The organism is Rhodococcus sp. H-CA8f (genome assembly GCF_002501585.1).
GTDB lineage: Bacteria > Actinomycetota > Actinomycetes > Mycobacteriales > Mycobacteriaceae > Rhodococcus_F > Rhodococcus_F erythropolis.
The window spans coordinates 289,641-302,556 of the sequence record NZ_CP023720.1 but is presented as its reverse complement, the minus strand read 5'-3'; the positions used below and the strand labels follow the sequence as shown (position 1 = coordinate 302,556).

The 12,916-nt window shown below is 62.1% G+C and carries 12 protein-coding genes; 10 read left to right on the top strand and 2 right to left on the bottom strand.

Features of this window, described 5'->3' with window-relative positions:
• Positions 1–160 precede the first annotated feature (160 nt).
• From CPI83_RS01415 to CPI83_RS01390, 6 genes are read left to right on the top strand one after another with little or no spacing between them, the layout of a single operon-like run.
• Complete coding sequence (locus CPI83_RS01415) at positions 161–1,291, top strand: ABC transporter ATP-binding protein (RefSeq protein ID WP_097386662.1); 1,131 nt, start codon at positions 161–163, stop codon at positions 1,289–1,291.
• Positions 1,292–1,340: 49 nt separating this feature from the next.
• Positions 1,341–2,699, top strand: a complete 1,359-nt coding sequence (locus CPI83_RS01410) for an extracellular solute-binding protein (protein WP_029256634.1) — start codon at positions 1,341–1,343, stop codon at positions 2,697–2,699.
• 51 nt (positions 2,700–2,750) lie between these two features.
• The gene (locus CPI83_RS01405; RefSeq protein ID WP_092765694.1) at positions 2,751–3,503 is read left to right on the top strand and encodes a tyrosine-protein phosphatase; all 753 of its coding nucleotides are present in this window, start codon (positions 2,751–2,753) and stop codon (positions 3,501–3,503) included.
• Positions 3,504–3,525: 22 nt separating this feature from the next.
• Positions 3,526–4,419: a phosphodiesterase gene (locus CPI83_RS01400; protein ID WP_029256636.1), complete on the top strand. Its 894-nt coding sequence runs from the start codon at positions 3,526–3,528 to the stop codon at positions 4,417–4,419.
• 9 nt (positions 4,420–4,428) lie between these two features.
• Positions 4,429–5,379 (top strand): sugar ABC transporter permease, encoded by a 951-nt coding sequence (locus tag CPI83_RS01395; protein ID WP_046379584.1) that lies wholly within the window; start codon positions 4,429–4,431, stop codon positions 5,377–5,379.
• Positions 5,380–5,387: 8 nt separating this feature from the next.
• The gene (locus tag CPI83_RS01390) at positions 5,388–6,305 is read left to right on the top strand and encodes a carbohydrate ABC transporter permease (RefSeq protein ID WP_092765693.1); all 918 of its coding nucleotides are present in this window, start codon (positions 5,388–5,390) and stop codon (positions 6,303–6,305) included.
• 13 nt (positions 6,306–6,318) lie between these two features.
• On the opposite strand, the gene CPI83_RS01385 is transcribed toward CPI83_RS01390, so the two are convergent.
• Positions 6,319–6,783 (bottom strand): hypothetical protein, encoded by a 465-nt coding sequence (locus CPI83_RS01385; protein ID WP_232816830.1) that lies wholly within the window; start codon positions 6,781–6,783, stop codon positions 6,319–6,321.
• A 271-nt stretch (positions 6,784–7,054) separates the two neighbouring features.
• Between CPI83_RS01385 and helR the strand changes: the two genes are divergently transcribed.
• Complete coding sequence (helR, locus tag CPI83_RS01380) at positions 7,055–9,277, top strand: RNA polymerase recycling motor ATPase HelR (protein WP_092765692.1); 2,223 nt, start codon at positions 7,055–7,057, stop codon at positions 9,275–9,277.
• Here helR and CPI83_RS01375 read toward each other — a convergent pair.
• A complete protein-coding gene (locus CPI83_RS01375; protein WP_020909647.1) occupies positions 9,239–10,000 on the bottom strand; it encodes an IclR family transcriptional regulator in 762 nt (253 codons plus the stop codon). The genes helR and CPI83_RS01375 overlap by 39 nt on opposite strands.
• A gap of 69 nt (positions 10,001–10,069) precedes the next feature.
• Here CPI83_RS01375 and CPI83_RS01370 point away from each other — a divergent pair, with 69 nt between their 5' ends.
• The 3 genes from CPI83_RS01370 to dmpG are packed head-to-tail and all read left to right on the top strand — an operon-like array spanning position 10,070 to position 12,863.
• Entirely contained in the window at positions 10,070–10,897 is an 828-nt protein-coding gene (locus CPI83_RS01370) for a fumarylacetoacetate hydrolase family protein (protein WP_092765720.1), read from the top strand.
• Positions 10,894–11,838 (top strand): acetaldehyde dehydrogenase (acetylating), encoded by a 945-nt coding sequence (locus tag CPI83_RS01365; protein ID WP_020909649.1) that lies wholly within the window; start codon positions 10,894–10,896, stop codon positions 11,836–11,838. The genes CPI83_RS01370 and CPI83_RS01365 overlap by 4 nt, the downstream gene beginning before the upstream one ends.
• Complete coding sequence (dmpG, locus tag CPI83_RS01360; RefSeq protein ID WP_020909650.1) at positions 11,835–12,863, top strand: 4-hydroxy-2-oxovalerate aldolase; 1,029 nt, start codon at positions 11,835–11,837, stop codon at positions 12,861–12,863. The genes CPI83_RS01365 and dmpG overlap by 4 nt, the downstream gene beginning before the upstream one ends.
• The last annotated feature ends 53 nt before the right edge of the window (positions 12,864–12,916 follow it).

The window sequence follows — 12,916 nt, the reverse complement described above, 5'->3', positions numbered from 1 at the left end:
TCGGATCATCCATACGTTCCGGCCCGAATAGTTGCCCTGAGAATTACGGACATTTACGACGGCGTTCGATCACCGTTCATCTTCGACTGGCTAACTTCCGATGTAACGAAAATCCCCAATTCGATGCGATTGGGTAACGTCATTTCATCGGGAGAAGCCAATGGGCAGGATTCGAATAGAGAATCTGAGTCGGAAGTTCGCAGATGTCACCGCAGTCGACAACATCGACATCGATGTTCGTGACGGCGATTTCCTGGTCCTCCTCGGCCCCAGCGGCTGCGGCAAGACGACACTGCTGAGAATGCTCGCCGGCCTGCTAGAACCGACCAGCGGCCGGATATTGCTCGACGACGAAGACATCACCACCGCTCCCGCGCGTCGACGCGACGTCGCCATGGTGTTCCAGAACTATGCGCTCTACCCACACCTCTCCGTGGCCAAGAACCTCGGATTCCCCCTGAAGGTGAAGAAGATCGACAAAGCCTCCGCAGTAGCGCGTGTCGAGGAGGTAGCGCAGCAGCTCGAGATCGCACATCTGCTGGAACGCAAGCCGAAGGAATTGTCGGGTGGCCAGCGCCAGCGAGTGGCAGTGGGACGCGCGATCGTTCGAAATCCCAAGGCGTTCTTGATGGACGAACCTCTGTCGAATCTCGACGCAAAGCTCAGAACGGCTACCCGTCGTGAGCTCACCGACCTCCACCGACGATTGGGCGCCACCTTCGTCTACGTCACCCACGACCAGGTCGAGGCGATGACAATGGCGACGCGTATCGCACTGCTCAACCACGGCAGGCTCGAGCAACTCGGCACCCCTGAGGATGTCTACGATCGTCCGGCATCGGTGTTCGTCGCAGGATTCCTGGGCAGTCCCGCCATGAATCTTGTTGATGCGAGGGCATTCTCGATTGACGGGCGAGTGAGGGTGTCGGCAGAAGGAATCGAAGCCTCACTCTGGCCAGGGGAGTCCGATTCCCGCGACGTCGTGCTCGGCATTCGTCCCGAACACCTCACACCGATACATCCGGGCGCGGATTCCGAGACCGGTGCGCGTATCACCGTCGACGTCACTTCGGTCGAGAATCTCGGAAGCGAGCAGGTGGCCTACTGCATGGTCGGGTCGACCACGATCTGCGTGCGCGCTCCGCGACCGATCGCACTTCACGAGGGTCAACCCGCGGTGCTGTCCGCCGAACTGCGTCATCTTCATCTCTTCGACCGATCCAGCGGACGAAGACTCGAATGGCTGGACATACCAGCAACATTGGATCTCGACTCATCCGTTCTCAGCTGAACCTTCAACTCGTCCTCTGACACTGCATTTCACCACCAGGAGAATTGTCATGCGCAAAACACGATGGAAGATCGCCACAGCTTTGGCGGCATCCCTCGCCCTTGCCGGATGCGCCACGGGAGGTGCCACCACCGGCGGCTCCGATTCCGCAGTACAGGTACCGGAACTCGACCCGAATCAGCAGGTCGACATCGTCTTCGAGTCCTACAACCTTGCCCAGGCAGGTTTGTGGACAGACACCATCACCGGTCTCATCTCCGACTTCGAGGCCGCCCACCCGAACATTCACGTCAAAGCTCAGCCGCCGCAGAGCGGTGGTGCGGCCGGTTCCGGCACCGCGAGCAGCGTGCAAACACAGATGCTCGCCGGTTCGCCACCCGATGTCGCTCAATTGACCTTCGACACACTTGATTTCGCCGTCACCGCACTGAAAGCAAGAAATCTCGACGAACTGGTCGGCAAGGACGCAGTCCAGGAAAACTTCGGCGGCGACCATCCCTTCCACTCCAGAGCTGCAACACTCGGCGACTGGAATGGGGAAACCTACGGCGTTCCGTATGTGTTCTCCACCCCGACATTGTTCTATAACTCCACCGCGCTGACCGAGGCCGGGCTCCCGGCAGACACCGATCTCTCCACCTGGGACAAGGTTGCCGCTGCCGCCAAGGCAGTGACCGCCAAGACAGGAAAGCCGTCGCTGGGAGTGAGCTGTTCGGTCAAGGGTGGCAGCTGGTGCATGCAGGCACTCTTCAAATCGGCCGGTGGGGGTGTGCTGTCCGAAGATCGCAAGACCATCGAATTCGGCGAGCCTGCCTCGGTCTCGGCAGTCACCATGCTTCGTGGACTCTACGAGGACGGAGTCTTGGTGAACGCTGATTCGGCAACACAGTACGAAGCCTTCGCAAAGGGCGACATCGCGATCGATCTCAACACGTCTGCGCTGCAAGGCATGTTTGTCAGTTCTGCGGCCAAGGCTGGTTGGGATCTGCGCGCTACCGCGCTACCTGCCTTCGACGGGCAGGCAGCGGTTCCCACCAACTCAGGTTCGGTCCTCTCCGTCTTCTCGCAAGACCCGGCAAAGGCTCGCGCTGCTTGGGAACTGATCAAATTCATGACCAGCGATCACGCATACACACAGATCTCCACCAAGATCGGATACCTGCCTCTCCGCTCTTCGCTGACACAGGATCCCGCTGCACTCAAGCCATGGGCCGACAGCAATCCGCTACTGGCGCCCAACCTCAAGCAACTCGACTCGCTTCAGCCGTGGCAGTCGTACCCCGGTAACAGCTATGTCCAGGTCGACGACATTCTCGCGCAAGCCATCGAGGAATCCGTGTTCTACGGCAAGGACCCGAAGTCGACCATGCAAGCCGCGCAGCAACGGGCTCAGGACTTGATCGGCTGACACGGTCCATTCCAATTCCAGCGAACATCACTTCCGAATCGGGAACAAACTATGACTACAGCTCTTCCGGTTCAGCGGGCCAATCGTCGGCTCGATCTGAACGGTACCTACAACTTTCGCGACGTGGGCGGATACGCTGCCCGCGACGGCCTCAGCACCAAGTGGAACAAGCTCTTTCGTGCGGACGCTCTTCATCGACTCGATCAAGCTGACCGCGAGATTCTCCGAGCGCGCGGGCTGGCCTTCGTCATCGACCTGCGCGAACAGGAAGAGTTGGACACAGCACCGAACGCTCTCGGAGGGCTGGACCTCCAGCAATTCCACCTTCCCATCTTCGAGAGCGAAATAAACTCTCGAGAAACAAGTTTGGACCTCGCAGCGATCTACGCGAAGGTCATCGACCAATGCGGAGTCCGGCTGGTTCGCGCGGTGCGCGCCATCGCGGAGTCCGACGACAGCGCAGTACTCGTGCACTGCACGGCAGGCAAAGACCGTACCGGCCTCGTCGTTGCTCTCGCTCTTGCAGCGGTCGGCGTTGACTACCGCGACATCGTCGCAGACTATTCGCTCTCCGAGGTCATGTTGGCCGGCGAGTGGGCATCGGCCATGGCCGTCAAGATGCGCGAATACGGCATCGGCGACGGGGAGAACCTCGCCCAGCTCGTCGGAGCAAGCCCGGCTGCGCTCATGCGGGCAAGCCTGCAATCCATCGACGACTCGTACGGAAGTGCCTCCGAATACCTTCTTGCCCACGGATTGAGCTCCGAAGAACTCGACCGCCTACATCTTGCACTGGTCAACTGACACACACTTGAAGGAGAATTTCATGTCCCAGTACGGCGAACCCGATCACTACATCCTGCACCTCAGCGACACGCACTTTGTCACCGACGGAGATCTTCTCCACGATTCCGTGGACAGCGATGCCAACTTGGCACGCATCTTCGAGCGACTGGAGCGGGCCGGCCAGCGCCCCGAGGCTATTGTCTTCACCGGCGATCTGGCCGACGTGGGAGAGCCCGAGGCGTACGTCCGACTGCGCCGAATCGTCGAGCCGGCGGCTGAACGGCTTGGCGCAAAGGTGATTTGGGTCATGGGAAATCACGACGCACGCCCGGCGTTCAGAAGCGGGCTGCTGGATTCCGCTCCGACGCAGGAGTCCGTCGACTCCGTGGTCGACGTGAACGGCCTCCGGATCATCGTGTTGGACAGCACTGTTCCCGGAAGCCATCACGGCCTGATCACCGACGAACAGCTCGCTTGGCTCAAAGAGGTCCTTGCCGTACCGGCTCCACACGGCACTCTTCTGGCACTGCACCATCCGCCAGTCCCGTCGGTTCTGGACGTGCTCACTTTGGTGGAACTCAAGGAACAGAGCAAACTTGCCACGGTGCTCGAGGGAACGGATGTCCGCGGCATTCTCGGTGGCCATCTGCACTACTCGACCACCTGCACGTTCGCCGGAATTCCCGTCTCGGTTGCCTCTGCGACCTGCTACACACAGGACCTTCTCACGGACAAGGGCAGCATGCGCGGCCGCGACGGCGCTCAGGCATTCAATATGGTCCATGTCTTCCGAGATCGCGTTCTGCACACGGTAGTTCCGGTCGAGGAGTCTGCCACTGTGTACGAAATGAGCGCCGAGTACCTCGCAGAGGCTATAGCCAAACTGGTCCCCGCCAGCGATGCTTCCAATTCCGCTACTGCACTGGTGAATTGAGTCTCGAATATGTTTGTCGAAGTTCCAAGTACCGGCGGGCCGGAGCGTGCCGTAGCGGCGCGCCCGGCCCGTTCCGGGTGGATGCCCCGAACCTTGGTGCCGTACCTGTACCTGTTGCCTGCAGTGGTGCTGTTGATCGTCTGGATCTACAAACCGCTCGGCGAGACTGTCAATCTTTCCTTCTACAAGTGGAACATGGTACCAACTACTCCCAAAGTAGCTGTAGGGCTGGACAATTACACTCGGGTGCTCTCATTGCCCGAGCTGCACCAGGCACTACGGAACACCGTGGTCTACACACTCGCTTTCATGCTGTTCTCGCTGTTGCTGCCCATCGTCATCGCAATGGTGTCCAAGCGGATCTCCGGACGTTCCAAGACCATCTATCAAGCTCTCATCTTTGTGCCCTTTCTCGTGACGCCGATCGCCGGCAGTGCCGTGTGGCGCTGGCTCTTCAACCCCGACGGCGGCGCCATCCCACGGGTGGCCGCGACGTGGGGAATAGAGATGGGCAACATCTTTCGTGATCCGAAGTTCGCGCTCCTCGGTGTGGTCGTGATCGTCGGCTGGCAAATGCTCGGGTTCGGAGTCCTGGTCATCTCGGCTGGGCTGGCCGGCATCAATCCGGACTACGCTTCGGCAGCATCGCTCGACGGTGCATCCGAGGCGACGATCACCCGAAAGATAACACTGCCATTGCTGTCCCCGACACTGGTCTTCCTCGCCCTCATGACGATTCTGCTGGGTGCGCAGTGGGCGTACCCTGTGATCGACATTCTCACCCAGGGTGGGCCGAGCGGTGCGTCCACGAACATCTATTACCTGTTGTACCAGTTCGGTTTCCAGAACTTCGATGCCGGACTTTCAGCTGCCGCAGGCACTCTCTTCTTCGTCGGCTTCGGAATCATCGCCGTCATCTTCGTCCGCCTGTCGGACCGACTGAGCTTCTACGACAATTAGGAACTGACATGGCATTTGTTCTGGTCGATGCACCCAGCCATACGCATGGTTCCGGTGCGACTTCGGCGGTGGAACACCTCGACACCCGGAGCAAGAACAATGACGGACCCGTCCGGTCCCGATTTCGAACACGGCGAGTGCTCGGACATGTTGTCCTCGCGGCCGTGACCGTGTTCAGCATTTTCCCGATCTACTGGCTGTTCGCCACGGCCTTTCGTCGCCCTGACGATTCTCTGTCGGCGAGCCCCCTCCCCTCGCCCTTCAGCCTCGAGAACTTCCGCTACGTGTGGAACACGATCCCGATGGCGTCGATGATGGTGAACACCTTCACCATGGCGTTGGCCATGTCGGTCAGCCAACTGTTCGTCGCCATCCTCGCCGCCTACGGGTTCGCGCGGTGGAACTTCTTCGGCAAACAAGCGTTGTTTCTGCTCTTCGTCGGGTCGTGGTTGGTTCCGTTTCAGGTCACGATGATCCCCAACTACCTTCTCATTTCCCAGATGGGCTTGCTCAACACCGTTGCAGGCATCGTGATCCCGAACTTGTGCTCGGCTTTCGGAGTCTTGCTGATGCGTCAGCACATGGAGGCATTCCCACGGGAGTTGCTGGACGCCAGCCAGATCGACGGCCAGAACTCGTGGGCAACGCTGTGGAAGGTTGTGCTGCCCAACATGAAGCCCGCTCTCGCAGCGCTCGGCATCATGCTGTTCATCTCGGCCTGGAACGAGTACCTTTGGCCCGCGCTGATCATGCGTCAGTCGAATTCCGTGCTGCAGATCGGAATCCGTAGCTTCCTCGGTGCCGAGGGGAACAACTGGGGTGCCATCATGGCGGCGTCCGGACTCGCGTGCCTGCCGATCTTCCTGATCTATCTATTCCTTCAGCGCTACGTGCGCGACGCGTTTGTTCAGTCCGGGCTCAAGTAGCGATCAACCGTTCTCAGAAACTGTTTACCGGGCACAGGAATTGGCGGGACTCGTTCCAGAAGGGGAAGAGATCGGTGGTGGTTGCCGCAGGATGGTCGATCTCGGCGAGAGTGTAGAAATCGAGAATCGTCCGACCAGCTGCGGCGCTGACCTCGCATGCTTGCAAGCTCAGCTTTGCCTCCGCCACGAAGCCGATGCTGCGGGCGAAGGGACCGAGAGTTCCCGCATTGACGAAACTGTCGAGGTCTTGTCCCCACTGGTTGTAGTCCGACTGCAAAGCGAAGCTGCACGTTTCGCCGAACAACTCGCTGCAGGTGGTCGGCTTTCCGCCGATCGTGTGCACCGTATCGGCAAGCTCGTGTGAGGTGCTTTCGCGCGGAGATCCGGAAAGGAAAAGCAAGATGGCAACGGCCAAGGCAACCACCAGAAGGATGCTTGCGGCCGTTGCCAGTATCGCCTTCACAATCCCTCGATCCACGTAAGTTCATGAGGGCAACCGATTTTGGAACACCGGCCACTAGATTTGTACCCGTGGCGTTCAGGGTCCAAACATCGACCAGGCTGGGAGCCATACGTCAGTCTGGGGGATCTGCTACAAGAACTGTGAGGGAGGATCAACACTCCCTTCCACTATCAATATATATCCCACTGGGGGCCTTGCGGCAAGGCCCGGGTAGTGCCGCAGAATGGCTCTTCCGATCCCGCACGACCGACTACGGGATCGGAACAGCCAGCGGAAGTGAGGGCACGTGCCAACCCAGGGACACGAAGAAGAACTGCGATCCGAGCGGAACTATGTGGAGGGGCTCTACGCACGCCTCGATGCGGAGCGCGCCCGAGTCAAAGGCAGGTACAACACCGCTCTGCGCGGAAACGGCGAAGCACTCATGGAACGCGACGCCGAGGTGCGCGCGCTTGCCAAAGAGGTGAAAAGGCTGGACGTAGCCGACAACGGACTGTGTTTCGGCCGGTTGGACTCGCTTTCGGGCGAGACCTCCTACATCGGCCGGATCGGCCTTCTCGATGCGGACAACGACTACGAACCGGTGCTGCTCGATTGGCGGGCGCCGGCGTCTCGCGCGTTCTACGTTGCCACCGCTGCCAACCCGGAGAACATGCGTCGACGCCGTCAGTTCCGCACCCGGAGTCGACGCGTGGTCGATTTCACCGACGAGGTACTCGGGCGCCCCGACGGCGTAGAACACGACACGCACAGCGATTCCGCCCTGCTCGCGGCAGTCAACGCACCCCGCGGTGAGGGAATGCGGGACATCGTGGCAACCATCCAGGCCGAACAGGACGACATCGTCCGACTCGAACACCCCGGGGTGCTGGTGATCGAAGGTGGCCCAGGTACCGGGAAAACCGTCGTCGCCTTGCACCGCGTCGCCTACCTGCTCTACACCCAGCGGGAGCGGATGGAACGTCACGGCGTTCTCGTGGTCGGGCCGAACCCGGCGTTCCTGAACCACATCGGCCGCGTACTGCCCTCGCTGGGCGAGTCCGACGTGGTGTTCATGACCACCGGTGATCTCGTTCCCGGTCTACGCGTCACCGCCGAGGACACTCCGGAGGCCGCTGGGCTCAAAGGTTCGTTGAAGATCCTGGACGTTCTCGGCGCAGCGATTGCCGATCATCAGCGATTGCCCGAGAACCCACTGTTGATCGAATTGGCGGACGTCACGGTGCGGATCGACGCCGAAACCGCGGAGTGGGCCCGAGAAGAAGCCCGTTCGAGCGGACTCCCCCACAACGACGCACGCACTGTGTTCACCGAAATCCTCACCTGGGCGCTGACCGAACGGGCGATAGCGCGGATCGGCAAGGGGTGGTTGACACGCAGTGACCGTGAAGCCTGGGAGCAAGTGCGGACGGACCTGACCGCAGAGCTGGTGGAAAACAGCGCATTTACCGCGGCGCTCGACACGCTCTGGCCGATCCTGACTCCGAAAGAGCTACTGACACAGCTGTTTACTTCTCCCGCGCGACTACGCGCGGCAGGCGCGGACGAGAAGCTGCTTCGCCAGGACGGTGACGCCTGGACTGTCTCGGACGTTCCGTTACTCGACGAGTTGGTGGACATGCTCGGCCGGGACAAGCCCGTCGACCAGAGTGCCGAACGTGAACGCCGCGACGAGGCCGCGTATGCAGCGGGCGTGCTGGACATGATGATCAGCCGCGAGGATCTGATGGACGACGAGGACCACCTTCTCGCCCAGGACATGCTGTACGCCGAGGACCTGGCGGATCGTTTCGTCGAACGCGATACCCGGGAACTCGCCGAACGCGCTGCTGCTGACCGAGACTGGACGTACCGGCATATCGTGGTCGACGAGGCCCAAGAGCTGTCCGAGATGGACTGGCGAGTCCTGATGCGCCGCTGCCCAGACCGATCTTTCACGGTGGTAGGTGATCTCGCGCAACGCCGTTCACCCGCAGGTGCCCGCTCGTGGGCGACGATGATGGAGCCGTACGTTCCCGGCCGCTGGATCTACCGATCCCTGTCGGTGAACTACCGCACCCCCGCCGAGATCATGAGCGTCGCCGCCGCCCTGCTCGCCGAGTTCGCGCCGGACGTGCAGCCACCCGAGTCCGTCCGCGCCTGCGGGATCGCGCCGTGGTCCAGACAAATATCCGCCGACGAACTAGCCTCCGCCATCGACGAATTCAATCAGGACGAGGCCGGGCGCGAAGGTACGAGCATCGTCATCGGACCTGCGGATGTGCCGGGCGCTGTGCCTGTTTCGGAAACGAAGGGTCTGGAGTTCGATGCCGTGCTCGTCGTGGAACCGGAGCGAATCATCGCCGACGGCCCACGCGGCGCGTCGGAACTCTATGTCGCCCTCACCCGCGCAACCCAACGTCTCGGCGTCTTACACGACGGGCCGTTGCCTCAGGCCTTGACCGGGCTCGTCCATGCCGGGACGGCCAGATCACCGCAAGCGTTCGCGGCGAGCGATGGTGCTGTGTAGGCCTTCGGCAGCGGCGCGAACGTAAGGCACTTGGCTCTCGGGAACGAAGCGACTGGTGGGACCGGTGACGCTGATGGCGGCGACGGGTTTGTCGTTGGTCCCGAATACCGGCGCCGCAACGCACGCGAGACCCGGCGCTGATTCCTCGCGCTCGAACGCAATACCGGTCTCGACCACTCGGTTCAGTTGGGTATTGAGAATGCCGGGCGCAACAATTGTGTGCGGGGTTCGGCGCGTCATCGGTTCCGACAGCACCTCGCGACGAAACTCGTTGTCGGAGAATGCCAGGAGTGCCTTGCCGATTGCGGTGCAATACAGCGGTATCCGGCCACCGGTCCGGGACGGCGAGTTGGCTTGCCGGTGTCCGCCGATCTTCGCGACGTATACGACGTCGTGGCCGTCGCGGACCCCCAGGTGAACTGTCTCGTGGGTCCGCTCGTACAAGTCTTGGAGGAACGGCATCGCCATCTCCAGGAGGCTGCGTTCGAGGGAGGCGAGCATGCCGAGTTCGAAGAGGCCGCCGCTGAGCCGGTAGCCACCGTCGATTCGGTCGAGTAGCCGGTTCGCGACCAGTTCGTTGGCCAGGCGGTGCACCGTTGCCTTGTGCAGTCCGGTCCGTTGGACCAGGGTGGCGAGAGGCAACACGTGGTCGTCAGCCCGGAAGGCACGCAGGATCGTCACCGCCTTGCCGAGCACGGTGTCGAGGTTTGCGCCGCCAGTCACCTGCCCAGCGTATCGCTGAGTGAGACAGTTCCCTGGCGCAATCTCGGCGCCACGGCGAAAGTAATGGCCATGAGCCAGCCCACGAATACCAGTACAGCGAGCGAGACGGACATCTCAGCTGCTGCTGACCGCCTCGCAGCCGCCATCGCGAGCGGTACTCCCTGCGCACCGGTGCGCGATCTGATCGGCGCCGACGACCTCGTCGCTGCCTACGCTGTCCAGCGCCGCGTCGATGAAATCCGTCGGCAGGCGGGTGCCGTCGTCGTAGGCCGCAAGATCGGCCTGACCTCGGTGGCAGTCCAGCAACAGCTGGGCGTCGACCAGCCCGACCTCGGCGTTCTGTACGCCGACATGGAGTTCCCCGCCGGCGGCACCATCCCCATGAGTCGTTTGATCCAGCCCAAGGTCGAAGCGGAAGTTGCCTTCGTGCTCGGTGCCGACCTCGTGGACGGACCGCTGGACAGTGCGCAGGTGCGCGGCGCGATCGACTACGCCGTCGCAGCGATCGAGATCTGCGACAGCCGCATCGAGTCGTGGGACATCAAATTCGGTGACACCGTCGCCGACAATGCGTCCTCGGGCGTGTACGTCCTGGGAACCGAACGCCGCACCCTCGACGAGGTGGAACCCGCCGGCGTCGTCATGTCGATGTCCGTCGACGGCACCGAGGTGTCCACCGGCGTCGGAACCGCTTGCCTGGGCGATCCGATCGAAGCAGTCGTCTGGCTCGCCCGCACGGCACGCGAGTTGGGGCAGCCGCTGACGGCAGGCCAGGTGATCCTGTCCGGCGCACTCGGCCCCATGGCACCGGTCACCACAGGCAACGAAGTCACCGTGACCGTCTCCGGGTTCGGTTCCGTCACCACCAGTTTTTCCAGCGAAGAGGACAACGCATGAGCAAGGTCAAGGTCGCGATCATCGGATCGGGCAACATCGGCACGGATCTGATGATCAAGGTGCTGCGCAACTCCGACTACCTGGAGATGGGCGCGATGGTCGGCATCGACCCAGCGTCGGACGGCCTCGCCCGCGCAGCGCGTCTGAACGTGCCGATCACGGCTGAAGGTGTCGAGGGTTTGATCGGTCTGCCGAACTTCGACGAGATCGAGATCGTCTTCGACGCCACCTCGGCAAAGGCTCACGTCGCCAACAACGCGCGGCTGGCTCCCCTCGGCAAGCGCATGATCGACCTGACGCCTGCCGCCATCGGCCCGTACGTCGTGCCGGCCGTCAACGCAGACGAGCACCTGGACGCACCCAACGTCAACATGGTGACGTGTGGTGGCCAGGCCACGATCCCGATGGTTGCGGCTGTTTCTCGGGTCGTCCCGGTGGCGTATGCGGAGATCGTGGCGTCCATCGCCTCCAAGTCCGCCGGTCCCGGAACGCGCGCCAACATCGACGAGTTCACCGAGACCACATCCGAGGCGATCGTGGCAGTCGGCGGCGCCCGCCGCGGCAAGGCCATCATCATCCTCAACCCCGCCGAGCCGCCGCTCATCATGCGAGACACGGTGTTCTGCCTCGTCGACGCCCCGGACCCGGCTGTTCACGAGGAGATCCGTCAGTCCATCGAGAAGATGGTCGGCGACGTCTCCGCCTATGTTCCGGGCTACCGCCTCAAGCAGGAAGTCCAGATCACCGAGATCCCGGCCGACCAGCCCGTCGAGACGTTGCTCGTCGACGGCAATCGCCCCACCCATCAGGTGTCGGTGTTCCTCGAGGTCGAGGGTGCTGCACACTACCTGCCTGCGTACGCCGGCAATCTCGACATCATGACGTCCGCCGGAATGCAGATCGCGGAGCGCATCGCCCAGCAGAAGGAAGCAACCAAGTGAGCAACCGCAAGATCTTCGTCCAGGACGTCACCCTTCGCGACGGCATGCACGCTGTCCGCCACCGTATTTCGCCCACCGACGTCAAGCGGATCGTCACAGCTCTCGATGCTGCCGGCGTCGACGCGATCGAAGTTGCACACGGTGACGGCCTCGCCGGCGGCTCGCTCAACTACGGCCCCGGCTCGAACACCGACTGGGAATGGATCGAAGCAGCGGCCGAGGTACTCGAGCACGCTCGTCTCACCACGCTGCTGCTTCCGGGTGTCGGCACGATCAGTGAACTCAAGCACGCTTACGACCTCGGTGTTCGCTCGGTTCGCGTTGCCACGCACTGCACCGAGGCCGACGTCTCCGCGCAGCACATCGAAACCGCCCGCGAGATCGGCATGGACGTCTCTGGCTTCCTGATGATGAGCCACATGGCGCCGGCCGAAGAACTGGCGAAGCAGGCCAAACTGATGGAGTCGTACGGCGCGCACTGCGTCTACGTCACCGACTCGGGTGGACGTCTGGTGATGAACGACGTCGCGGATCGTGTTCGCGCATACCGCGACATCCTCGACGAGGGCACCGAAATCGGTATCCACGCGCATGAGAACCTCTCGCTCTCGGTTGCCAACTCCGTTGTCGCAGTGCAGAACGGCGTCACCCGCGTCGATGCTTCGCTTGCAGGTCACGGTGCCGGAGCCGGTAACTGCCCCCTCGAAGCCTTCATCGCCGTCGCGAACATCGAGGAGTGGGAGCACGGCTGCGACCTGTTCGCCTTGCAGGATGCCGCCGACGACATCGTCCGTCCGCTGCAGGATCGGCCAGTTCGCGTCGATCGCGAGACCCTCACGCTCGGCTATGCAGGCGTGTACTCGAGCTTCCTGCGCCACGCCGAGGCCGCTTCGGAGCGCTACGGAATCGACGTTCGCACACTGCTTCTCGAAGCCGGCCGCCGCCGTCTGGTGGGTGGTCAAGAGGACATGATCGTCGACATCGCGCTCACCCTCGCAGCGCAGGCGACAAAAGAAGCTGTCTGACGCGCTGCCGAGTTCGCTGATACCCGAGTCCCGCTCCCGTCTCCGGACGGGGG